The sequence below is a fragment of the Bradyrhizobium sp. SZCCHNRI3052 genome (assembly GCF_032484895.1).
In the GTDB taxonomy this organism is placed as follows: domain Bacteria; phylum Pseudomonadota; class Alphaproteobacteria; order Rhizobiales; family Xanthobacteraceae; genus Bradyrhizobium.
On sequence record NZ_JAUETW010000002.1, the window covers coordinates 409488 to 433740 of the forward strand.

Sequence of the window (24253 nt, forward strand, 5' to 3'; positions counted from 1 at the left end):
CTATCCCCCGATGCTCCAGAACACCGACCACGGCGGCAGGCGGTCTCCAGGCGTGTCGCCCCAGATCGGGGTGCCCGGGACGCCGGTCGGCGAAGCCGCGAGCTCCTTGTCGGAGACGTTGGCAAGCAGATTTAGCCGGCTGCCATCGCCCATCAGCCAATGCGCGCTCAGGCGACCGTCATCGGTCACGTCCGCCTCGCCGAATTTCGCTCCCGGAAGCCGCGGCGCAACCTCCTTGTGACGCACCGCAAGGAGCGCGCGCACCAGCGCGAGACGCTCGCGCCCCGGCGACGCATTGCGGGAGTCCCAGTCGATGATTGCGGACTTGAAGGTTTCGATGTCGAGCGGATCGGGAACCTCGTCGCCATATTTGGCGTACGCCCACTCATACTCCCTGCGGCGTCCGTTGCGCACGGCATGCGCGAGGTCGCCCTGGAAGTCGCAGAAGAACGGGAACGGCTGCTTCGAGCCCCATTCCTCGCCCATGTACAGCATCGGGACGGTGGGCGCGAGCAGCGTCACCGCGAGTGCCGCCGCGATCCCTTCCGGCGACGCCAGCGCCTCCAGGCGGTCGCCGAACACGCGGTTGCCGATCTGGTCGTGGTTCTGCAGGAAGTTGACGAACGCGCCGGGGGCCAGATGACCGCTCGGCTCGCCCCGCGGATCGCCGCCCCAGAATGCCGCGGGTTCGCCTTGGTAGACGAAGCCGGAGGCGAGCGCGCGAGCGAGATCGCGGCGCGGCGCCTGCTGGTAGTCGCCGTAATAGCCGCCGCTCTCGCCGGTCAGGATCACGTGCCAGGCGTGATGATAGTCGTCGTTCCACTGCGCGCGAAATTTGCCGCGCGGCGGCTCCTCTGCGGAATCCAGCATGCTGGCGCGGTTGTCGCCGTTTTCCAGCACGAGATGGATGTGCCGCCCGGTTGCTTCGACCAGCTTGCCCACGGCGGCGCTGAGATCGTGCAGCATCGGGATCTCACCCTCGTTGGACAGGATGTGATTCACGGCGTCGAAGCGCAGGCCGTCGAAGCGATAGTCCGTCAGCCAATGCAACGCGTTCTGAATCGCGAAGGCGCGCACTTCGGAGAGCCGGTAGTCGATCGCGCTGCCCCACGGCGTATGCGCGTCGGTGAAGAAGGTCGGCGCATAGCGGCCGATGTAGTTTCCCTCCGGACCGAAGTGATTGTAGACGACGTCGAGAAACACCATGATGCCACGCAGATGCGCCTCGTCGATCAGCGCGCGCAGATCATCGGGACGCCCATAGACGCTGTCCGGCGCGTAGAGCAGCACGCCGTCATAGCCCCAGTTGCGGGAGCCGGCGAAGTCCGCCAGCGGCATCAGTTCGAGCGCGGTGATGCCGGTTTCGACGAGATGATCGAGCTTGTCGATCATTGCGCGGTAGGTGCCTTCCGTCGTGAAGGTGCCGACATGGCTTTCGAGGAACACGGCATCCTGCCATGGACGACCGCGCCAGTTTTCGGAGCGCCAGGTGTAGGCACGGTGGTCGATGATTTCGCTCGGGCCGGAGACATCCTCCGGCTGGAAATCCGAGCCGGGATCTGGAACGTCGAGCTCATCGTCAATACGGAACTTATACCGCGTGCCGGCGCCGGCGCCGGCGACGTCGAGCGAATACCAACCGCCATCCCCGCGCTGCATCTCATGCTTGACGTCGAGGATCAGATCGACGCGCCTGGCGGCAGGCGCCCACAGCCGGAACGTCGTGCCGTCCTGCGTGAGCCGAGGTCCGAATTGACGGCCGTTCATGACTGGCCCGCATACGCCAGCACGGAGCGGGACGGGGCCTTGAGGTCCGCACCGGACGCGAAATCGATCGGCGTCTGCTGGGCTTCGGTGGTGTTCAGGACCTGTTGCCACGTCTTGTACTCGGCAAGCTTGGGCAATTTGAATCCGATCTCTTCGGGGGCCGCGTTCAGAACGATAAAGATCGGAGCCTGTTCCTGTTCCACCGGAGCGAGCACATAGGCGAGAAATCGTCCGTCGGGAAAGGTCCAGTCGGTTTGTGTCATCTCCTCCGCCGAAGGCGTCAGCCACAGCACGCCGAAGCTGCCGTCCGGGCGGCGGCCATCGAGCCAGCGACGTGCGCGAATCTGGCCGAAGCGGCGGCGCAGCTCGGTCATGTGCGCGATGAAGTCGATGAGATCATCGCCCTCGCGGCCCATGCCGCTCCAGTCCACCCAGCCGACCTCGTTGTCCTGGCAATAGGCGTTGTTGTTGCCATGCTGCGAGTTGCCGACCTCGTCGCCTGCGAGCAGCAGCGGCAGGCCCTGCGCGAGGAACAGACAGGCGAGCTGGTTCTTGCGCGACTGCCGCCGCAGCGCCGTGATCGTCACGTCGTCGGTCGGCCCCTCATGACCGAAATTGTTGCTGTGGTTGTCGTTGGAGCCGTCGCGATTGTCCTCGCCGTTCGCCTCATTGTGCTTGCTGTTGTAGCTGAAGAGATCGGCCAGCGTGAACCCGTCATGGACGGTGACGTGATTGACGCTGGCGCGCTGGGTGCGGCCGTCATGGTTGAAGATGTCGGACGAGCCGGTCATGCGGCTTGACACCTCGCCGATCAGGCTGCCTTCGCCACTCCAGTAGCGACGCATGGCGCTACGATAGCGGTCGTTCCATTCGGACCATTGCGAGGGAAATGCGCCGACCTGATAGCCGCCGAGACCGACGTCCCAGGGCTCTGCGACCAGCTTGACGCTCGCCAGCACCGGGTCCTGGCGGATCGCGGTGAGAAAGCCGCTGCGCCGGTCGAAGCCGTGCTTCTCGCGCGCCAGGGTGGTGGCAAGGTCGAAGCGGAAGCCGTCGACGTGGCAGACCTCCACCCAGTAGCGCAGCGAGTCCATCACCATCTGGAGCACACGCGGATGCGTCAGGTTAACGGACGAGCCGCAGCCGGTGAAATCGTCGTAGAAGCGCGGATTGTCGGGCTTCAGCCAGTAGTAGGACGCGTTGTCGATGCCGCGATAGCACAGGGTGGGTCCGAGATGGTTGCCCTCGGCGGTATGGTTGTAGACGACGTCGAGCATGACCTCTATGCCGGCATCGTGCAGCCTTGCCACCGTCGTCCGGAAGGCATCGAGCGGATTGTCCTGCGCGTAGCGAAGCTCCGGCGCGAAGAACGAGATCGTGTTGTAGCCCCAGTAGTTGACCAGCTTCTTCTCGACCAGCATGCGGTCGTCGATGAAGGCGTGGATGGGAAGCAGCTCGATCGTCGTGACGCCGAGCCGCTTCAGATGCTTGATCATCGCCGGCGACGACAGCCCGCCATAGGTGCCGCGCAGATTGGGTGGGACGTCGTCGCGCTTGTTGGTCAGGCCCTTGACATGGGCCTCGTAGATGATCGTGTCCTCCCACGGGATCTGCGGCCGCATTTCGCGCCGGCCCCAGTTGAAGGTCTCGTCGATGACGACAGCCTTGGGCATGCCGCGGGCGTTGTCGCGCCGGTCGAACGAGAGATCCTCGCGCGGCGAGCCGGCGCGGTAGGCGAAATGGGCGTCGCTCCAGACCAGCCGGCCGGCGAGCCGCTTGGCATAGGGGTCGAGCAGCAGCTTGTTGGCATTGAAGCGGTGGCCCTGCTCCGGCTCGTAAGGACCGTAGACACGGTAGCCATAGAGCTGCCCCGGCGAGACATCGTTGAGATAGCCGTGCCAGACATCCTCCGTCCGCTCCGGCAGTTCGATGCGCTCGATCTCGCGCCGGCCCTGGCTGTCGAACAGGCAGAGCTCGACCTTCTCGGCATTGGCGGAGAACAGGGCAAAATTGGTCCCCCGTCCGTCCCAGGTTGCTCCGAGACGGGCGTGGCTTCCAGCGGCCAGGCGCATTGCGTCAGGCTTCCGGGAGGAGAAATACCGCTGCCATGGGCGGGAGGATGAGGTTGAGCTGGTGTTCTTCAGAGGCATGGACCTGGCCGACGTTGCCGACATTGCTGCCGCCATAATGCAGGGAGTCGGAATTGAAAGCTTCCCTCCATCTGCCGCCGAACGGCACGCGGACCCGGTAATTGTAATACACGTTGGGCGAAAAGTTCACGACCACGACGCAGCGCGCGTGCTCATCGAAGCCCTTGCGCACCCAGGCGAAGACGTTTCGGTCGGAGTCGTCGGTCATCAACCACTCGAAGCCGTCCGGCTCGCAGTCCCGCTCATGCAGCGCCGGCACGTTGCGGTAGAGGTGGTTGAGGTCGCGGATCAGGGCCTGGATGCCGGCATATTTGGCGTCGCCGAGCAGATGCCAGTCGAGCGAGGTATCGTGATTCCACTCGCGCTCCTGGGCGAGCTCGCAGCCCATGAACAGGAGCTTCTTGCCGGGATGCCCGAACATGAAGCTGTAATACGCACGCAGGTTGGCAAAACGCTGCCAGTCGTCGCCCGGCATCCGGCCAAGGATGGAGCGCTTGCCGTGCACGACCTCGTCATGCGACAGCGGCAGGATGAAGTTTTCCGAAAAGGCGTAGTGCAGGCCGAACAGGATCTCGCCGTGGTGATATTTGCGGTGGATCGGGTCCTTGCTGATGTAGCGCAAGGTGTCGTGCATCCAGCCCATGTTCCACTTGTAGCCGAAACCGAGCCCGCCCATGTCGACCGGGCGAGACACCTGCGGCCACGCCGTGGATTCCTCGGCAGCCGTCGTCGCCTGCGGGAAATGGCCGAACACGTCGATATTGGTCCGGCGCAGAAACTCGATGGCCTCGAGGTTCTCGCGCCCGCCATATTTGTTCGGAATCCAGCCGCCGGACGGACGGCTGTAGTCGAGATAGAGCATCGAGGCGACGGCATCGACGCGCAGACCGTCGATGCCGTAGCGCTCCAGCCAGAACAGCGCGTTCGAGCGCAGGAAATTGGCGACTTCGGTGCGGCCGTAATTGTAGATCAGCGTGCCCCAGTCGAGCTGCCGGCCCTGCATCGGGTTGGCGTGCTCGTACAGCGCGGTGCCGTCGAAATGGCCTAGGCCGTGCGGGTCATCCGGGAAATGGCCTGGCACCCAGTCGAGCCACACCGCGAGGCCCTCGCGGTGGCACGCATCAACCAGCGCACAGAAGTCCTCAGGACTGCCGAAGCGGCTGGTCGGCGCGAACAGGCCGGTCGGCTGATAGCCCCAGGAGCCGTCGAACGGGTGCTCGCTGACCGGCAGGAATTCGATGTGCGTGAAGCCCATGTCGCGTGCATAGGCCGGCAGTTGCTCGGCGAGTTCGCGATAGGTCAGCCACTGGTTATTGTCCTTGCGCCGCCAGGAGCCGAGATGCACCTCATAGATCGAGACCGGCCTGTTCAGCTTGTTGATGTCATGCGGCGCCGGCCGAGGTCGCGGCAGGCTGGACTCGTCGACCACGATCGATGCGGTCTTGGGACGCATCTCGGCCGCGAAGGCCATCGGGTCCGATTTCAGCGGCAGGTGCTCGCCCTGCGGGCCGATGATGTCGAACTTGTAGTGGTCGCCGGCCCTGGCGCGGGGAATGAACAGCTCCCAGTAGCCGTTGCCGCGGACGCGCATCGGGTGGCGCCGCGCATTCCAGAAGTTGAAATCGCCGACCACGCTGACGCGACGCGCGTTCGGCGCGAGCACGACGAAGCCGACGCCGTCGACGCCGTCGAGCACCATTGGATGCGCGCCGAGCTTGTCGTAGAGCCGCTCATGATTGCCTTCGCCGAGCAGATGCAGGTCGAAGTCGCTCAGGATCGGCAGGAAACGATAAGGATCTTCGAGGTCGGTGACGTGGTCGCCGAATGTCGCCCGAAGCCGATAGCGCTGCAGCGACGGCATGGTCCCGGTGAACAGGCCGGCATCATGGATGCGCGTCAGCGCGGCGACGTCGCCGTGCTCGCCGACCACCTCGACGCGGGAGGCCTCGGGCAGGAACGCGCGCACGACCGTCCGCCCGTCGACATTGTGCTGACCGAGATAGCGAAACGGGTCGGCATGCCGACCTTCGATGATCGCAAACGCCTCGGGAGAAAGATGGGTCATGAGGACTCGCTGGCTGATGCTGGCTCGGACAGGACGCGAAGCAGGTTGCTCAATGCGATGCGCAACCAGTCCGGCCGGTGAGCCAGATCATATTCGAGCGCTCCGAGGGCTTTTTCCAGCATGAAAAAGTTAAGGAGCGCCTCCGCCGTATGCGGATCGTCCGGCCAGAGGCGCTGACTGGCCTTGATCTCGCGATAGCCAGCCAAGAAGGCGGTCGCGGCCTGGTCGCGCCATTCCGACAGCGCGGCGGCGATACGGCCGTGATCGTCCTGGCTCGCCCTCAGGGCGCGCTCCTGGGCGACGCGGACCGAGCAATCGATCGAGCGCAGGAAGCCTGCGATGTCGCGCGCCGGCGGCGCCTTGCGCCGACGCTCCGCAAGCGGCTGCTCCTCGTCACCGTCGAAGTCGATGATGAAAATATCGTCCTTGACGATGAGGATCTGGCCGAGATGGAAATCGCCATGCAGCCGGATGTCGCAGCCGCCGATATGGTGCGGGATCAGGCTGCTGAGGCGCTCCGACAGCTCGCCGCGCCTGGCGAGCACCTGGTCGACCAGCCCTCGTTCCGGATCCTTGAGGTGATCGCGGCGCTCGCTCAGGCCCGTGAGGATCCGGTCAGCCTGGCCGCGCAGCCGGTCGATCCAGTGATCGAGATGATCTGCGTTCGTGGGCTCGGGCGCGAAATCGACGATGTCGCTGCGCGAGGCGAGCGCCGCATGCAACTCGCCGACGCGACGGCCTGCCTGCGCCATGTAGCGCAGATAGGGCGACAGCTCCTCGCTCTGCCGCTCGTCGCCGCTCGCGGCGAACACGCGCTGGTCGTCGACGTAGCGATCGAGATAGGCGGCGCTGACGGTCCAGCCGTCGCCCTGGTTCTCGACGAAGCCGTGGACGCAGCCGACGGTCTGCCGCTCGCCCTCCTGGATCACCTCGACACTGCCGAGCAGCGGCGGGACATTGGCGAAGCCTACGGTCTCCGTGAGGAAACCGCCGATCTCGATCTCCGGGTGCGGACCAGCCTCCAGCTCGCGGCGGAGCTTGATGAAGAACTCGTTGTTGACCACCGCCTTGCTGCTGCAGCGGTCGGTCTCGACCACGCGCACCTGCTCCGATTCGCGGATCTGCTTGTCGGGAAACCGCGACGTCGGCCGGAATTCGAGGCGCACCCCGTTTTCCTCGACCGTCAACGCTTGCTTCAGATTGTGCAGGAGCAGCGCAAGAAAGATCGGGCTCGTCGCTGCATCGAGCAGCGTTCCCTCGCGGGCGCCCTGGCGCACGGCGGCGAAGGCCTGCGGATTGTAGCGATCGCGATCGAAACGCACCCACTCGATCTGCATCGGCAGCAGATAGCGCCGCTTCTCGTCGCGCTCGGCGGCCTTGAAGAAGATCAGCCAGGGCCGGTTGTCGCCGATGTCGCAGAACGGGATCGCCGAGGTCAGCGTCGGATGGATCGCGTCCGCCGAGCGCTCGGGGTACCATCGTGCGCGCGCCAGATGACCGGGCAGAACGTCGCGTTCGAACACGCTGCGAGTGCGAGCCAGCGATACCCAGGTCGAGCCGAGCGGCACGACCAGCGTCTCGAACTCCGGTACCGCGCGCTGGATGATGGGCTCCGACTTCTCGCGCTCCTTGAGCTGGAACCAGTAGAATCCGTAGGGCGCGAGCGTGATCATGTAAGGCAGTTCGCCGATGGCGGGAAAGCGCGAGCGGCCGAGCATTTCGATCGGGACGCGATCCTTGAATGGCGAGAGATCGAGCTCGGTCGCCTGCGCCGAGCGCGACAGGTTGGCGACGCAGAGGATGACCTCGTCCTTGTATTGGCGGACATAGGCCAGAACCGACCGGTTGGCCGGGCGGATGAAGGTCATGGTGCCCCTGCCGAAGGCCAGCGTCGACTTGCGCACCGAGATCAGCTTCTTGGTGGCGTTCAAAAGCGACGACAGGCTGCGCGACTGCGCCTCGACATTGACCGCCTCGTAGCCGTACACCGGGTCCATGATCATCGGCGCGTAGAGCCGCGCCGGGTCGGCGCGCGAGAAGCCCCCATTGCGGTCGGGCGTCCATTGCATCGGCGTTCGTACGCCGTTGCGGTCGCCGAGATAGATGTTGTCACCCATCCCGATCTCGTCGCCGTAATAGATGATCGGCGTGCCGGGGAATGACATCAGCAGCGAGTTCATCAGCTCGATCTTGCGCCGGTCATTGTCCATCAGCGGCGCGAGGCGGCGGCGGATGCCGACATTGATGCGCGCACGCGGATCGTTGGCGTAGGTCGACCACAGATAGTCGCGCTCGACGTCGGTGACCATCTCCAGGGTCAGCTCGTCATGATTGCGCAGGAACAGCGCCCATTGGCAGGTCGCGGGAATGTCGGGCGTCTGGCGCAGGATGTCGGTGATCGGGAAGCGGTCCTCCTGGGCGATCGCCATGTAGATGCGCGGCATCAGCGGGAAGTGATAGGCCATATGGCATTCGTCGCCCTGGCCGAAATATTCCTGAACGTCCTCCGGCCACTGATTGGCTTCCGCCAGCAGCAGCTTGTCCTTGGCGTAATTGTCGAGCTCGACACGCAGGCGCTTGATGATCGCATGCGTCTCGGGGAGGTTTTCGTTGTTGGTGCCGTCGCGCTCGCAGAGGTAGGGGATGGCGTCAAGCCGGAAGCCGTCGACGCCGGCATCGAGCCAGCGTTTCATCACCTGGATGATCGCGTTGACCACGCGCGGATTGTCGAAGTTGAGGTCCGGCTGGTGCGAGAAGAAGCGGTGCCAGTAGAACTGGCCGGCCTCCGGATCCCAGGTCCAGTTGGACTTCTCGGTATCGGTGAAGATGATTCGGGTGCCGAGATATTTCTGGTCGGTGTCGCTCCAGACGTACCAGTTGCGGGCGCTGGAGCCGGGCGGGCTGCGCCGGGCGCGCTTGAACCAGTGATGCTGGTCGGAGGTGTGATTGACCACGAGCTCGGTGATCACCCGCAGGCCGCGCCGCTTGGCCTCTTGGATGAAGCGCTTGAACTCCTTCATCGTCCCGAAATCGGGATTGATGCTGCCGTAATCGGCGATGTCGTAGCCGTCGTCGCGGCCAGGCGAGGGGTAAAACGGCAGCAGCCACAGCGTGGTGACGCCGAGGTCCTGCAGATAGTCCAGCTTGTCGGTCAGGCCGGCGAAGTCGCCGACGCCGTCATTGTTGCTGTCGGCGAACGCCTTGACGTGCAGCTGATAGATGATCGCGTCCTTGTACCAGAGACCGTCGCCGTCGGGCTCGGTCTGCAGGCTGGGCGAATCCAGGGATGACATCAGGTTCATGAGGCCCTCACCTAGGAGAGAGGATGATGATGCGGCTGCGATCGGAGGCGTCTCGAAAGATGTCTCGGCCTCGACAGATGCGGCTCTCCTCAAAAGAGGGCAGAATAGGGGAGAAAGCGTCTTTGAGGGCGACGCTCTCGAACGTGTGCGCAAATTTGTTCACGGTGATGCCATTGACAATAAAACGGCGTCCCGGTTCGCTAGAAACCGAGACGACCCCAATTACAAAGCCGCAAGGCTCGTTTTGTTCCCCGGGGAACGACGGCCTTGCCGCGGCGTTAGGGGCTTATCCTCTTGCCGTCCCACAACAATTTTACGACGTACGACTTGCCGTTACGTCCAGATCGCGTGCCGAATGGATCTCTACAGCGAAGCCCATAGTCTCGGAATCCTGACAGAATTCTACGATGGTCAGGGGCACCGTCGTGTGACCGACGAAGCGGCCCTCAAGATCATCGTGGAGGCCTTTCCCCGGCCCACGCCGCATCGGCTGCTGAGCGATGCGGTGGTGATTCGCTCTGGGCAGCCCGCGCGCAGCCGCCTGACCGAGGCGGCGAAGCTGCCGGTCAGGTGGACCATCAGGCGTGGCGACGCTGAGATCGCGAAGGGAGACGCCGGCGAGGCCCTGGTCGAGTGGCCGGGTGATCTGCCGGTCGGCAGCTACCGCCTCGAGCTGGTGGATGCGTCGTCGTACCGCGAGGAGCTGCCGCTGCTCGTCGCACCGGCGAAGGCCTTCGCCGGTGATTTCGACCGTGTCTGGCTGCTGGCGGTGCAGCTCTACGGCATTCGATCCGGCCGCAACTGGGGCATGGGCGATTTCACCGACCTTGCCAATCTCATCACGCTTTGCGCCGAACTCGGCGCCGATGGCGTCGGCCTCAATCCGTTGCACGCGCTGTTCGACGACCGGCCGGGCGATTTCAGCCCTTACGCGCCGAACAGCCGGCTGTTCCTGAATGCGCTCTATGTCGATGTCGAGCAGGCCCCGGGCTTCGCGAAGGGGCCCGGCAGCAAGGTGCTGGAGCCGCTGCGGCAGGCCGAGCTGGTGGACTACAAGGGTGTGGCGGCGTTGAAATGGCCGGCCCTGCGTGCCGCCTTCGACGCTTTCATGGCTGCGCCCGACGCCGCGGCCGCTGCGGAGTTCAAGGCCTATCGGGCCGAGCGTGGCGAGCTGCTGGCCCGCTTCACCTGCTTCGAGGTGTTGCGGCATCGCTTCCTGAAGCCCTGGTGGGACTGGCCCGAGGAGTGGCGGCAGCCCGATGCTGCGCGCTGCGCGGCGCTGCTCAGCGGCCCCGACCGGAGGGAGGCCGAGTTCATCGCCTATGTGCAATGGCTCGCCGAGCGACAATTGCGCCATTGCCGGGATCTCGCGCATCGGCTGGGAATGAAGGTCGGCTTGTATCTCGACGTCGCGGTCGGCGTTCAATCCGACGGCTTCGATGCCTGGAACGAGCAGGGCGCCATTTCGCGCACGCTCTCGGTCGGGGCGCCCCCCGATCCCTTGAACACGGTCGGGCAGAACTGGGGGCTCGCCGGGTTCAACGCGCCCGGACTGGCGCTGAAGAATTTCGAGCCGTTCCGGGAGATGGTTCGGGCGTCGATGCGGCATGCCGGCGCGATCCGGCTCGACCATGTGCTCGGTTTGAAGCGACTCTATCTGGTGCCGCACGGATTTCCGGCCAAGCAGGGCGCGTACGTGCAGATGCCGTTCGAGGCGCTGTTGGCCGCGACCGTCATCGAGAGCGTCGCCAATGAATGCATCGTCATCGGCGAGGATCTCGGCACCGTGCCGGAGGGCTTTCGCGAACAGATGGCCGATTGGGGATTGTGGTCCTACAAGGTGATGATCTTCGAACGCGACGACAACGGCCGCTTCCGCGATGTCGACTTCTATCCGCCGAACGCGCTGGTGACGCTGAATACCCACGACCTCTCGACCTACGCCGGCTGGCGCTCGTTCGGCGATCTCAAGACCAAACGCGGGCTGGGCATCGATCCTGGTGAAAGCGACCAGGATCGCTGGGATGCGTTGGGGCTCTGGGACGAGGTGCTCCGCCAACACGGCATTCAAGCCAACGATGTCCACTCAGCGATCGCCTTCCTGTCGCGGACGCGGTCCCGGCTGCTGGTGATTTCCCTGGAGGATCTGCTGGAAGTGGTCGATCAGCCCAATATTCCCGGCACGATCGACGAGCATCCGAACTGGCGCCGCAAGATGCCGATCAAGCTCGAGGACATCGCCGGTGCGACCAGCGTCGCGGCGTTGAAGGCGGCGACCGCCGAACGGATCAGCCCGGCCGGCGTTTAGAACGGGGGGATTGCGGGGGGCAGTTGCACGCGGATGCCAAATGTCCTGCAAGATCGAAGACTACGCGCTGATTGGTGATTGTGAGACGGCTGCCCTGGTGAGCCGGAACGGGTCGATCGACTGGCTGTGTTGGCCGGCGTTCGATTCGGATGCCTGTTTCGCAGCCTTGCTGGGAGATCGCAGCCATGGCCGCTGGCTGATCGAGCCGCGCGGCGACGTCCGATCGACGTCTCGCCGTTATCGCGGCGACAGCCTCATCCTCGAGACGCGATACGAAACTGCGACCGGCACCGTCGAGATGATCGATTTCATGCCGCCGCGGGGCAGGGCCTCCGATGTCGTTCGGCTGGTCCGCGGCGTCTCCGGCCGGGTCGCCATGCGGATGGAGCTTATCATCCGCTTCGGGTTCGGCATCGAGATTCCCTGGGTCAAGCGTTCCGAGGATCGCTCCGCGCTGCTCGCCATCTGCGGCCAGGACATGGCGGTGCTGCATACGCCGGTCGCGACCCGCGGCGCGGACATGACCACGGTGGCGGAGTTCGAGGTCGCTGCCGGCGAAACCGTGCCTTTCGTGCTCACCTACGGTCCGTCGCATCTGCCGGCGCCCAAGGCGATCGATCCGGATCAGGCGCTGGATGACACCGAAACGTTCTGGGCCGACTGGTCGCGGCGCTGCACCCATCAGGGCGAGCATCGCGCACTCGTGATGCGCTCGCTGATCACCTTGAAGGCGCTCACCTACGCGCCGACCGGCGGCATCGTCGCGGCGCCGACCACCTCGCTGCCGGAGAAGCTCGGCGGCCGGCGCAACTGGGACTACCGATTCTGCTGGCTGCGTGACGCGACGTTCACGCTGCTCGCGTTGATGAACTCGGGTTACACCGAGGAAGCGCTGGCCTGGCACAACTGGCTGCTGCGCGCCGCGGCGGGCGCTCCCGCCTACATGCAGATCATGTATGGCATCATGGGCCAGCGGCGGCTGATGGAGTGGGAGGCCGAGTGGCTGCCGGGCTACGAGGGTGCCCAGCCGGTGCGGATCGGCAATGCCGCGCATGCGCAGCTCCAGCTCGACGTCTACGGCGAGCTGATGGATGCCTTCCATCAGGCCCGCATGACCAAGCTCAAGCTGGACGACGGCACCTGGGACCTGGAATGCGCGGTGCTCGACCATCTCACCGACGTCTGGGACCAGCCCGACCACGGCATCTGGGAACGCCGCGGCGATGGCCGTCACTACGTGTTCTCCAAGGTGATGACCTGGGTGGCGTTCGATCGCGCGATCAAGAGCGCGGAGAAATTCGGGTTCAAGGCGCCGCTGGAGCGCTGGCGGCGGCTGCGCGAGACGATTCATCACGATGTCTGCGCCAAGGGCTACGACGAAAGCCTCGGCAGCTTCGTCGAGTCCTATGGCTCGCGGCTGCTCGATGCCAGCCTGCTGCTGTTGCCGGCGGTCGGCTTCCTGCCGTGCTCCGATTCGCGCATTCGCGGCACGGTCGACGCGATTGAGGAGCATCTGCTGCGGGACGGCTTCGTGCTCCGGCACGATCCGCGCGAGGTCCCGCCGGACGAGCAGCAGCCGATCGAAGGCGCGTTCCTGGCCTGCACGCTGTGGCTGGCCGACGCCCATGTCCTGGCGGGCGATACGGAGAAGGCCGAGACGCTGTTCCGCCGCGTGGTGAACATCGCCAACGACGTTGGACTGCTGGCCGAAGAATACGACACCGAGGCACGGCGGCAGACCGGCAACTTTCCCCAGGCGCTGACCCATATCGCGCTGATCAACACGGCGCAAAATCTGAGCAGCGCCAAGAAGGCCAGCGACAAACCCGCAAGGCAGCGGTCGGGAGCCTGAGCTGCCGCGCGTCAGCTTGCGGATGAGCCTTGCGCGTTTTCCGCCAGGATCATCTCCATGGCATTGGCAAAGCCTTCGTCCTGATTGGACGTGGTGATGCGCTTGGCTTTGCTCTTCACCTCGTCGCTGGCATTGCCCATGGCGATCGACAATCCGCTCACCTCGAACATCGCGACATCATTGTGCATGTCGCCGATGGTCGCGACCTGGTCGAGCGGAACGCCGAGCCGCTTGGCCATCGCCGTGACGAAGGTGCCCTTGTTGCGCCCGGGCGGAGTGATGTCGAGATAGTAGCTCTGCGAGCGGACCGCCGTCGCCTCGGTCCCCAGCGTCTGCTGCATCTGGCTCTCGCAGTGCGCCAGCAGCTCGAAATCGCTGCTGGCGCCGACGATCTTGCAGGCGTTCGACAGATAGGGGGAGAAATCGTCGACGATCGTCGGCTCCGCGCGTATCGCGCGCCGCTCGTTCGGGACGTACTCGCCGTCCGGATTGCGCGTCAGCCAGGCATCATTGGTGAAGACCCAGATGTCGACCCTGGATTGTTGGAGAAGATCGACGCAGCGCGCGGCGGCCGCGGGCGGGATCAGGCTCTGCTCGAGCGGGCGCATGTCAGCGCCGATGATCGAGCTGCCGTTGAAGGGGCCGACCGGAAGGCTGATCTGCAGCGGCTCGATCAGAAGGCGCATGCCGATCGCAGGGCGGCTCGAGGTGAGCGTGAAGGCGACGCCACATTCGTGCAGGCGTCGTGCCACCTTCGCGGCCCGCTCGGTCAGAACCTTGTCCTTGGTCAGCAGCGTGCCGTCGACGTCGGATACGACGAGAGCGATGCGGGTCATGAGCCCTTCCTGTTCGCGGGTCAGGCGCAGCCCCGACCGGCGTGAAGCTGTTGCATGATGTCGTCCACGATCGCCGCGACTGGCGCGTCGACCGAGACTGTAATGGGACGCTCGGCGGCGTCAGGTGGTTCCAGGGTGGCGAATTGGCTGGCGAGCAGGCCCGGCGGCATGAAGTGCCCCTTGCGATGGCTCATCCGTCCGCCGATCAGCTCCTGACTGCCTTGGAGATAGACCATGCGGACATCGTTACAGCCGCCGACCAGGATATCGCGATAGGCCTTCTTGAGTGCAGAGCAGGCGATGATGATGTGCTGGCCCGCAGTACGGCAACGCGCGATCTCCTGGGCAATCGCCTGCAGCCAGGGCCAGCGATCCTCGTCCGTGAGCGGGTGGCCGGCGCTCATCTTGGCGACGTTTGCGGGCGGGTGAAAGCTGTCGCCATCCTCGAAGCGCCAGCCGAGGCGTTGCCCCAATGTTTTCCCGATCGTGCTCTTGCCGGAGCCGGACACGCCCATGATGACGAGCGCATGGGGCAGGTCAGATGTCGCCACTTCGCCCCTCCGGCCAGGCCTCGCTGTCGATGAGCAGGATCGTCTCCCGATTTGAGCGGGCGCGATTGGCCGGCAGGTCCTCACCGGCCAGCACCCGCGTCATGATCGCGCGCTTGTCGGTACCGGCGATCTCAAACAGCATGGTTCGGCAGGAGGCGAGCGCAGGCAAGGTCAGGCTGATCCGCGGCACGAAGGGAGCGACGTGAGCCTTGTCGACGCCGACGACCCAGCGATCGGCGACATCAACGGCGGGAAAACCGGGGAATAGCGACGCGACATGGCCGTCGGGGCCGATGCCGAGCAGCACAAGGTCGAACAGCGGCCGCGCGGGGGCGAGCCGCCCGGCGCCGTAGAACGCTTCCAGCGTGCGCTGATAGTCGCGGGCACTGGCCTCCGGGTCCGACCTATCGGTCGCGATCGGGTGGATGTTGGCGGCCGGCGCGCAGGCATCGAGGAACGCGTGGCGGGCCATGGTCATGTTGTGCAGGGGATCTCCGGCCGGAACATAGCGCTCGTCGCCGATGAACCAGTGCACGCGCGGCCATGCAATCCGCTCGCGATAGGCGTCCGTCGCCAGCAGCTGATAAAGCTGCCTCGGGCTCGATCCCCCGGTGAGGCAGACGGCTATGGTCCCCGGATTTGCGTCGATGCGGGCCAGGAGATGTTCGGCCGCGACCCTCGCCATCGTCGCCTGGTCCGCGACTCGCACGAGTTTGCGGTTCTGCGGCCCGGCCACGGCTAAATCAGCTTGCGCCAGCTGCGGCCGTCGCGGGCCAGGAGATCGGCCGCCGCCTCAGGTCCCTCGCTGCCGGCCGCGTAGGAATGCAGGCCATCGCGGCCGGCCTTCTTCCACGCCCCGATGAACGGCTCGACGGCCTTCCAGCCGGCCTCGACGCTGTCGGCGCGCTGGAACAGGATGTTGTCGCCGATCATGCAGTCATAGATCAGCGTCTCGTATCCGGTGGCGGGCTCGGCCTGGAAATAGTCCTTGTAATTGAACTTCATCTGCACGCCATCGGTGCGGATGGTGGGGCCGGGCACCTTGGTGTTGAACTGCAGCGTGATGCTCTGGGTCGGCTCGATGCCGATGACCAGATAGTTCTCGGCCAGGGTCTCGATCGGCGTGCAACTGAACATCGCGAACGGCGCCTGGCGGAACTTGATCGCGACCTCGGTGCGCTTGGCGCCGAGCGCCTTGCCGGTGCGCAGATAGAACGGAACGCCGGCCCAGCGCCAATTGTCGATCGTGAGCTTGAAGGCGGCATAGGTCTCGGTGGTGCTGTTGGGGCGGACGTCCTTGCTCCTCAGATAGTCGGGTAGCTCGGCATCGCCGATCATGCCAGCCGTGTACTGGCCGCGCACCGAATTGAGCAGCGCCTCCCGTTCGCTCAACGGCTGGATCGCCGACAGCACCTCCGCCTTCTCGGAGCGGACGGTATGCGCATCGAACCGTGCCGGCGGCTCCATCGCCACCAGCGACAGCAATTGGAAGAGATGGTTGGGGACCATGTCGCGCAGCGCGCCGGTCGCGTCGTAGAAGCTGCCGCGCGTGCCGACGCCGAGCTTCTCCTCGACGGTGATCTGCACGTGGTCGATGTGATGCCTGTTCCAGATCGGCTCGAACATGCCATTGGCGAAACGCAGCACCAGGATGTTCTGCACCGTCTCCTTGCCGAGGTAATGATCGATCCGGTAGATCTGGTGCTCGGTCACGAGCTGCAGAAGCTCGTCGTTCAGCTTCTTGGCCGAGGCGAGGTCGGTGCCGAACGGCTTTTCCACCACGAGGCGGCGCCAAGCCTTGCCGTCCTCGCGCAGCAACCCGACGCGCCCGAGCTGTTGCGCGATCGGCGCAAAGGCGCTCGGCGGCGTCGCGAGATAGAACAGCCGATTGCCGTGGGTCTCCCGCGCGGCTTCCAGCTTTTCCAGCTTCGCCTTCAACTGATCGAAGCTTTCCGGCTCCTTCGGATCGGCCTCAATCGCAGTCACGCATTGCAACAGGCGCTGCGCGATCTCATCCTCGATCGGGCGTGTGGCGTATTTGCGTAGGCCTTCCATGAGATTGTCGCGCAGTTGCTCGCTCGACGTGCCCTTGCGGGCAATGCCGACGATGCAGAACCTGTCCGGCAGCAGATGATTGGCCGCGAGATTGTAAAGCGATGGCAAGACGAGCCGATGGGTCAGATCGCCGGTCACACCGAAGATCACGAAGGCGCAAGCGTCAGGCTTCTGATGTTGCGGCTGGTGCGGATGCAGCGGGGTCACGCGCGGTCGTCCCTGGGCTTGACGATCTCGGGCGCGCTCTGGCGCGCCGGGTCTGGGTGCTGTTCAGGCTCCTTGTGCCCGCCAAAGCCTTCGCGCATCGCCGAGAGAATCTTTTCCGCGAAGGTGTGCTCCTGGCGCGAGCGGAAACGGGCGAACAAGGCGGCGGTCAACACCTCGGCCGGCACCGCTTCGTCGATCGCCGCATTCACGGTCCAGCGGCCCTCGCCGGAATCCTCGACATAGCCGGAATATTTCTCCAGACCGGGCTGCCGCGCGAGCGCGCTGGCGGTGAGGTCGAGCAGCCAGGACGGAATGACGCTGCCGCGGCGCCACACCTCGGCGATGTCAGCGAGATCGAAGTCGAAGCGATGCGCCTCGGGCAGCGCCGCGCTGTTCGCATTCCTGAGGATGTCGAAGCCCTCGGCATAGGCCTGCATCAGGCCATATTCGATGCCGTTGTGGATCATCTTGACGAAATGGCCGGCGCCAGTCGGCCCCGCATGGATGTAGCCCTGTTCGACGCGCGGGTCGCGGCCGTCACGGCCCGGTGTGCGCGGGATGTCGCCGATGCCTGGCGCTAGCGTCGCGAAGATCGGATCGAGTCGGTCGACGACCGGCTTGTCGCCGCCGATCATCATGCAGTAGCCGCGGTCGAGGCCCCAGACTCCGCCGGAGGTGCCGACGTCGACGTAGTGCAGACCGCGCTCCTTGAGCGCCTTGCCGCGGCGGACGTCGTCCTGCCAGAAACTGTTGCCGCCGTCGATGACGACGTCGTCTCGGCTCATCAGCTTGGTGAGCTGCTCGACGGTGGCTTCCGTGATCTTGCCGGCCGGCAGCATGACCCAGGCGTGCCGCGGGAGGGCGAGTTTGCCGACGAACTCCTCGAGGCTCGCGGCGCCGGTGGCGCCCTCGGAAACCAGCGCGGCGACGGCCTTTGCGTCGCGATCATAGACCACGCAGGCGTGTCCGGCGCGCATCAGGCGGCGCACGATGTTGCCGCCCATCCGCCCGAGACCGATCATTCCCAATTGCATCGACGATGCCCTTCCTAGCTCAGCGCTTCACTGATCGCGCTGTCGAGCATCTTCAGGCCCGATTTCAGATTGCCCTTGAGATGGACCCGAAGAGCCCTGCGCCCGCGCTCGGTGAGCACGTCGAAGTCGCCGCGCGCCTGCGCCGCCTTGATCACGCCGAAGCTCGCCTTCTGCCCGGGGATCGGCAGATCCTGGGCATCGTCGGCCGTGATCTGGAGAAACACGCCGCTGTCCGGACCGCCCTTGTAGGCCTGGCCGGTCGAGTGCAGGAAGCGCGGACCGAACTCGGCGCAGGTGGCGAGGTGCTTGGCATCGCGCAGCCTCAGCCGGATCCGCTGCAGCGTGTCGATATTGCCTGCGTTGCGGTCGATATAGCCGAGCAGGGCGATGTAGTCGCCGTCGCCGGCGCGGCCGAGATGCGCCTTCAGCCAGGACGCGAGCGTGCCGTCGGCGCCATGCTCGCGCAGGCTCTCGACGTTCTGTGCATCCGTGTAGAGCTCGCAGCCCTTGATCGAGACCACCGGCTCCTCGGCCGGCAGCGCGCCGCTCTGCTCGAACGCCGCCGTCAGTTCGCGGGTCTTGATCTTGGCCGATTCGACGTCGGGCTGGTCGAACGGGTTGATGCCGAGCACGGCGCCGGCAACGGCGGTCGCCATTTCGAAGCGGAAGAATTCCTGGCCGAGCTGGTCGATCGACTTCATGACGATGCGCACGACCGGATGGCCGGCCTCCTCGAGCGCGGCGAGCTTTGCATCATGGCCGGCCACGTCGTCGCCGCCGATCCTGATGTCGATGAAGAAGCGATCATGACCGTAGACCTCGGGCGAGGCGACTGGCTCGCCATCGATCGGGATGAGGCCCTTGCCTTCCTTGCCCGTGGACTCCGCGATCAACTGCTCGGCCCAGGCACCGAAATCGGCGATCTTGGGCGAGGCGAAGATCGTTATCTTGTCGCGGCCTTCGAGGCCGGCGAGACCCATCGCCAAGCCGAGCTGAACGCCCGGGTTCTGCGGCGGCGGCACGTCGGGCCCGCAGGAGCGCACCATTGACAGCGCCTGCGTAATCAGCCTGCGCACGTCGATGCCGGCGGTGGCGGCCGGCACCAGGCCGAACGGCGACAGCACCGAATAGCGGCCGCCGATGGTCGGCTCGCCGTGGAAGATGCGGGCGAAGCCTTGCGCCTTGGCCGCCTTCTCCAGCGACGAGCCGGGATCGGTCACGGCAATGAAGCGATGGCCGGCCTTCTTCGGCCCGATCGCCTCGGAGACGCGCGCGAAGAAGTAGTCCTTCATCGCGTTCGGCTCGGTGGTGCCGCCCGACTTCGAGGAGACGATGAACACCGTACGGGTGATGTCGATCGCCTTCTCCATCGCGCGCACCTGCGCGGGGTCGGTGGAATCGAGCACGTGCAGCCTGGGGAAGCCGGCCCTGCGCGGGAACGTCTCGGCGAGCACTTCCGGCCCGAGGCTGGAGCCGCCCATGCCAAGGACCACGGCGTCGGAAAACTTCTGTCCCTTCACCCGCTGCGCATAGTCCTCATAATCGGCGATATCGGCTTTCTCCGCGCTGGTCAGCCAGCCCAGCCATTTGTGCTCGTCATGGCCGGTCCAGACCGTCGCATCCTTATGCCAGAGCCGGCGGATCCTGGCGTCCTTGCGCCAGTCCTCGGTCGCGGAGGCGACCTTCTTCTCGAGATCAGCAGCAACGGCGATCGTCTGCTGCCCAAGTCCTGTCCCCAGCACGACGGCGCGCTTGTGCGCAACCGCGCCGTAGAGCTTGTCGGCGGCGTCCGCGAACTGCCTGACGCCGTCGACCACGAGATCTGCGGTGATGTCGTCGAGCGAGATGCCGGTCTTCGCCAGATCCTCCAGGGCGGCCTGGGCGGCGTCGACGTCTTCCTCCAGGCTGTCGCGCACCTCTCCGTGATCGCGGAAGGCGTCCAGCGTGGCCGGCGGCACGGTGTTGACGGTGTTCGGCCCGATCAGCTCCTCGACGTAGAGGACATCGCTGTAATCCTTGTTCTTGGTACCTGTGGAGGCCCAGAGCAGCCGCTGCGGCTTGGCGCCTTGCTCGGCCAGCCGCTCCCAGCGCGCGCCCGCGAACAGCCGCTTGTAGTCCTGATACGCCATCTTGGCGTTGGCGATGGCGATCCTGCCCTTGAGCGCGGCCAGCCGCTCCTTCTCCGAGGGATCGTTGGCCTGGGCGATCTTCTCGTCCAGTTGCTTGTCGACCACGCTGTCGATGCGGCTGACGAAGAACGACGCCACGCTGGCGACATGCGACGGATCGCCGCCGGCGCCGACGTAGGCCTCGAGGCCGGCAATGTAGGCTTCGGCGACCTGCCGGTAGACGTCTTGCGAAAACAGCAGGGTGATGTTGACGCTGATGCCCTTGGAGATCAGGTGCTGGATGGCCGGCAGGCAGGCGTCGGTCGCCGGCACCTTGATCATCAGATTCCTGCGGTCGACCGCCTTCCAGAGCTGTTCGGCCTCGGTGATGGTCGCTTTGCTGTCCATCGCCAGATAGGGCGAGACTTCGAGGCTGACGAAGCCGTCATTGCCATCGAAGCGGTCGTAGACCGGCCGCAACACGTCGGCAGCATTTTGGATGTCCTCGACGGCGACGGCCTCGAACAGCTGCGTCGGCGATCGATCGCCGTTCTTCAGCGCCGTGGCGATCGGCGCGTCATATTCATCGGAGCTGCCGATCGCCTTCTCGAAAATCGCGGGATTCGAGGTGACGCCCTTGACGCCATCCTCATCGATCAGCCGCTTCAGGTCGCCTTTGGCGACGAAGCCGCGTGCGAGGAAATCGAGCCAGACCGCCTGGCCGTGTTCTTCGAGAGCTTTGACCGGATTCATGATGCCTATCTATGTGCGTCGGCTTGCTTTTTCGGGTTCCCGCCTGGCGGCCTGCCAGATCGTGGAACTCACATGAACAACTATGCGCCAGCCTACAGGAGAACGCCATTCATAATGGATTGATCCCTCTGGAATCCCAAGAGCTTCGCGCCGGGCTCGACGTGCCGGCGGCGCGCGCCCGCGGGAAACGTGCAGGCAGCCTGAAGCCTGCTGCCGACCGTTCGACCAAGGCGTGGGGAAGGTTCGCCAAGCGCGGCCAGCGTTCGGCTCGCGTCGGCCTCCGCGACACCCGCGCGCCGGAGGTCTCCCATCGTGGCGAGCAAATGCCGTCGATCAGACCTTCTCCGCCTTGCAATGCCGGAAAGCGGCCACATGTGTTCTGGGTAATGGTGCCTCACGTCACGGATCAAGGCGAGCGTCTTGCGATTGTCGCGTCGGCTGCGGCTCGTGATCGGCGGATAACCCATGATGCTTTCTGCTTGCAGACATTCGGTGGCGAGCCGCAACCTGATCATGGCAATGATCAGCATCGAGTGATCCGTCCGGTTTCGGCCGCGCGTTACGTCACGGCATTCGGTTCTAGCGGTGAACATGTGCGAATGGCTGTGAGATGCGCGCGTTCATCGCTCGCCTGATCACGATGGCGTCGCGTGAGCGATGGTTGACGTGCGCGCAGCGGGGCCATCTGTTCGACCACCGTGGCCGGCGCGCATCATGTCGCGCCGCGAATGAGACATTCGCTGCCTGGCGCAGCTGCGCGACCGTTGGCGTTCACTCGCGGTTCACTTCCGGAAGACAGACTGATCCCGGTGCTGTCTCGCCGCCAGTTCACGTGGCTTCACAACACCTTGTGCGGCGCAGGAAGACTACGGTGCCGGGGTATTGCGGATGTTGCGAAGCAGAGACAATGGGGTACAAATGGAGAGAGTCGGCCGGCTTTTGCCGAACTATTGAGCGAAGTGCATGTTGATAGGGCATATGCTGCATGCACTTTGCGTTGCGGAAAAGGACGAAGACGGTGCCCAATGGGGGCTAGCGCGCTTCACTCTGAGTCGGTTCGGGATCAGCAGGAACGTACTTGGATCTCGGCCCGTTGCAGCAGTGCAGCGGAACCTACGTGGAGAGGGATCATGTACAACGATTCGTTGTTCAACGCGTTCGCAAGGTCGTTCGAGGCACGCAGCCAGACCGACATGTCGATGCAGGAATATCTAGAATCGTGTCGAACCGACCCGATGCGATACGCGAACGCCGCTGAACGACTACTAGCTGCGATCGGTGAGCCTCAGATGATCGATACGGCCAAGGACCCACGCCTTGGCCGTATTTTTTTGAACCGGACGGTTCGGCTGTATCCCGCGTTCGCCGGCTTCTACGGCATGGAAGACACGATCGAGCGCATCGTCGGATTCTTCCGTCACGCCGCGCAGGGTCTCGAAGAGCGCAAGCAGATCCTCTATCTGCTCGGACCGGTCGGCGGCGGCAAGTCGTCGCTCGCCGAACGGTTGAAGCAGTTGATGGAAACTCATCCGATCTACGTGCTCAAGGCGGGAGATGAGTTGAGCCCCGTGTTCGAGTCGCCGCTCGGCCTGTTCGATCCCGACACGCTGGGCCCGATGCTCGAGGAGAAATACGGCATTCCGCGCCGCCGCCTGTCGGGCCTGATGAGCCCGTGGTGCTACAAGCGGCTCGAAGCCTTCGGCGGCGACATCTCGCAGTTCCGCGTCGCCAAGATCCAGCCGTCGCGGCTGCGCCAGATCGGCATCGCCAAGACCGAGCCCGGCGACGAGAACAACCAGGACATCTCCTCGCTGGTCGGCAAGGTCGACATCCGCAAGCTCGAAACCTACGCCCAGAACGATCCCGACGCCTACTCCTATTCGGGCGGCCTCAACCGCGCCAACCAGGGCATCCTCGAATTCGTCGAGATGTTCAAGGCGCCGATCAAGATGCTGCATCCGCTGCTGACGGCGACGCAGGAGGGCAACTATATCGGCACCGAGAACATCGGCGCGATTCCCTACAATGGCGTGATCCTCGCCCACTCCAACGAGGCGGAGTGGCAGAGCTTCAAGACCAACAAGAACAACGAGGCCTTCATCGACCGGATCTGCGTCATCAAGGTGCCGTACTGCCTGCGCGTCACCGAGGAGCGCAAGATCTATGAGAAGCTGATCCAGGGCTCCGAGCTCTCCGCCGCGCCCTGCGCGCCCGCGACCTTGGACACGCTCGCCAGATTCTCGGTGATGTCGCGCCTGCGCAAGCACGAGAATTCGACGTTGTACGCCAAGATGCGGGTCTATGACGGCGAGAGCCTCAAGGAGTCCGATCCGAAGGCGCGCAGCGTGCAGGAATATCGCGACGCCGCCGGCGTCGACGAGGGCATGGACGGCATCTCCACGCGCTTTGCCTTCAAGGTGCTGGCTGCGACCTACAATCACGACACGGCGGAAGTGTCGGCCGATGCCGTGCATCTGATGTACGTGCTGGAACAGTCGATCAAGCGCGAGCAACTGCCCGAGGAGATCGAGAAGCGCTACCTCGAATTCATCAAGGCGGATCTGGCGCCGCGCTACGCCGAGTTCATCGGTCACGAGATCCAGAAGGCCTATCTGGAATCCTACTCCGATTACGGCCAGAACCTGTTCGACCGCTACGTCGACTACGCCGATGCCTGGATCGAGGATCAGGACTTCAAGGATCCCGATACGGGACAGCTGCTCAATCGCGAGCTGCTGAACCAGGAGCTGACCAAAATCGAGAAGCCGGCCGGGATCGCCAACCCGAAGGATTTCCGCAACGAGGTTGTCAAGTTCTCGCTGCGCTTCCGGGCCCAGAATGGTGGCAAAAATCCGTCCTGGACCTCCTACGAAAAGATCCGCGAAGTCATCGAAAAGAGGATATTCTCGCAGGTCGAGGATCTGCTTCCGGTCATCTCGTTCGGTACCAAGAAGGACGGCGAGACCGAGAAGAAGCACGACGACTTCGTCGCGCGCATGGTCGAACGCGGCTACACCGAGCGGCAGGTCCGCCGGCTGGTCGAGTGGTACATGCGCGTGAAGCAGGCGGGTTGATCGTGGTCCGGCGCCGATGTTCACTGCAGGTGCGGCAGGCCATCGGTCTGACGTCGGCGCCAGGGCTACGAAACGAGCGAAACGTTCGACGCTGAGCTTCGCTGGGAGGCGTCGGACAGGCAGAGGGTGCCGTTGCAGTGTCGGGTCCGATACTGCACCGCGGCATCGCGGCGGGGGAGAGCAGGAGTCGA

The 24253-nt window shown here is 64.7% G+C and carries 14 protein-coding genes; 3 read left to right on the forward strand and 11 right to left on the reverse strand.

The genetic code is table 11. The features are described from left to right. Genes treZ through treS form a run of 4 tightly spaced genes read right to left on the reverse strand, consistent with a single transcriptional unit; the run spans position 1 to position 9284 of the window. On the reverse strand, positions 1-1767 hold the full coding sequence (treZ, locus tag QW887_RS07095) for a malto-oligosyltrehalose trehalohydrolase (protein ID WP_316194306.1): 1767 nt from the start codon (positions 1765-1767) through the stop codon (positions 1-3). Continuing rightward, positions 1764-3839 carry a glycogen debranching protein GlgX gene (gene glgX, locus QW887_RS07100; protein ID WP_315750201.1) on the reverse strand — a complete coding sequence of 692 codons (2076 nt, stop codon included), beginning with the start codon at positions 3837-3839 and terminating at the stop codon, positions 1764-1766. The genes treZ and glgX overlap by 4 nt, the downstream gene beginning before the upstream one ends. Before the next feature lie 4 nt (positions 3840-3843). Next, entirely contained in the window at positions 3844-5982 is a 2139-nt protein-coding gene (gene glgB / locus QW887_RS07105) for a 1,4-alpha-glucan branching protein GlgB (RefSeq protein ID WP_316194307.1), read from the reverse strand. Beyond that, positions 5979-9284, reverse strand: a complete 3306-nt coding sequence (treS, locus tag QW887_RS07110; protein WP_315718001.1) for a maltose alpha-D-glucosyltransferase — start codon at positions 9282-9284, stop codon at positions 5979-5981. Before treS ends, glgB begins: the two co-directional genes overlap by 4 nt. Positions 9285-9639: 355 nt before the next feature. Between treS and malQ the strand changes: the two genes are divergently transcribed. After that, a complete protein-coding gene (gene malQ / locus QW887_RS07115; protein ID WP_315718066.1) occupies positions 9640-11592 on the forward strand; it encodes a 4-alpha-glucanotransferase in 1953 nt (650 codons plus the stop codon). Positions 11593-11632: 40 nt separating this feature from the next. Then, complete coding sequence (locus QW887_RS07120; RefSeq protein WP_315718002.1) at positions 11633-13444, forward strand: glycoside hydrolase family 15 protein; 1812 nt, start codon at positions 11633-11635, stop codon at positions 13442-13444. A gap of 11 nt (positions 13445-13455) precedes the next feature. Here QW887_RS07120 and QW887_RS07125 read toward each other — a convergent pair whose 3' ends face one another. The 7 genes from QW887_RS07125 to QW887_RS07155 all read right to left on the reverse strand — a co-directional run bounded on the left by QW887_RS07125 (position 13456) and on the right by QW887_RS07155 (position 21518). Next, entirely contained in the window at positions 13456-14280 is an 825-nt protein-coding gene (locus QW887_RS07125; protein WP_316194308.1) for an HAD family hydrolase, read from the reverse strand. A gap of 20 nt (positions 14281-14300) precedes the next feature. After that, positions 14301-14795: a gluconokinase gene (locus QW887_RS07130; protein WP_315718004.1), complete on the reverse strand. Its 495-nt coding sequence runs from the start codon at positions 14793-14795 to the stop codon at positions 14301-14303. A gap of 22 nt (positions 14796-14817) precedes the next feature. Beyond that, positions 14818-15567, reverse strand: a complete 750-nt coding sequence (pgl, locus tag QW887_RS07135) for a 6-phosphogluconolactonase (protein WP_315718005.1) — start codon at positions 15565-15567, stop codon at positions 14818-14820. A gap of 2 nt (positions 15568-15569) precedes the next feature. After that, positions 15570-17093 carry a glucose-6-phosphate dehydrogenase gene (gene zwf / locus QW887_RS07140; RefSeq protein ID WP_315718006.1) on the reverse strand — a complete coding sequence of 508 codons (1524 nt, stop codon included), beginning with the start codon at positions 17091-17093 and terminating at the stop codon, positions 15570-15572. Then, a complete protein-coding gene (gnd, locus tag QW887_RS07145; protein WP_315718007.1) occupies positions 17090-18127 on the reverse strand; it encodes a phosphogluconate dehydrogenase (NAD(+)-dependent, decarboxylating) in 1038 nt (345 codons plus the stop codon). Before gnd ends, zwf begins: the two co-directional genes overlap by 4 nt. Before the next feature lie 14 nt (positions 18128-18141). After that, a complete protein-coding gene (locus QW887_RS07150; protein ID WP_316194309.1) occupies positions 18142-20988 on the reverse strand; it encodes a bifunctional transaldolase/phosoglucose isomerase in 2847 nt (948 codons plus the stop codon). 92 nt (positions 20989-21080) lie between these two features. Continuing rightward, complete coding sequence (locus QW887_RS07155) at positions 21081-21518, reverse strand: hypothetical protein (protein ID WP_316194310.1); 438 nt, start codon at positions 21516-21518, stop codon at positions 21081-21083. 600 nt (positions 21519-22118) lie between these two features. Here QW887_RS07155 and QW887_RS07160 point away from each other — a divergent pair. Beyond that, entirely contained in the window at positions 22119-24062 is a 1944-nt protein-coding gene (locus QW887_RS07160) for a PrkA family serine protein kinase (protein WP_315718010.1), read from the forward strand. Positions 24063-24253 lie beyond the last annotated feature (191 nt).

Coding starts and splice junctions, on each gene's coding strand:
- treS (WP_315718001.1), bottom strand. CDS start 9,284: ATGAACCTGATGTCATCCCTGGATTCGCCCAGCCTGCAGACCGAGCCC.
- QW887_RS07130 (WP_315718004.1), bottom strand. CDS start 14,795: ATGGGCGTGTCCGGCTCCGGCAAGAGCACGATCGGGAAAACATTGGGG.
- glgX (WP_315750201.1), bottom strand. CDS start 3,839: ATGCGCCTGGCCGCTGGAAGCCACGCCCGTCTCGGAGCAACCTGGGAC.
- treZ (WP_316194306.1), bottom strand. CDS start 1,767: ATGAACGGCCGTCAATTCGGACCTCGGCTCACGCAGGACGGCACGACG.
- malQ (WP_315718066.1), top strand. CDS start 9,640: ATGGATCTCTACAGCGAAGCCCATAGTCTCGGAATCCTGACAGAATTC.
- QW887_RS07160 (WP_315718010.1), top strand. CDS start 22,119: ATGTACAACGATTCGTTGTTCAACGCGTTCGCAAGGTCGTTCGAGGCA.
- QW887_RS07125 (WP_316194308.1), bottom strand. CDS start 14,280: ATGACCCGCATCGCTCTCGTCGTATCCGACGTCGACGGCACGCTGCTG.
- gnd (WP_315718007.1), bottom strand. CDS start 18,127: ATGCAATTGGGAATGATCGGTCTCGGGCGGATGGGCGGCAACATCGTG.
- glgB (WP_316194307.1), bottom strand. CDS start 5,982: ATGACCCATCTTTCTCCCGAGGCGTTTGCGATCATCGAAGGTCGGCAT.
- QW887_RS07155 (WP_316194310.1), bottom strand. CDS start 21,518: ATGCTGATCATTGCCATGATCAGGTTGCGGCTCGCCACCGAATGTCTG.
- QW887_RS07150 (WP_316194309.1), bottom strand. CDS start 20,988: ATGAATCCGGTCAAAGCTCTCGAAGAACACGGCCAGGCGGTCTGGCTC.
- QW887_RS07120 (WP_315718002.1), top strand. CDS start 11,633: ATGTCCTGCAAGATCGAAGACTACGCGCTGATTGGTGATTGTGAGACG.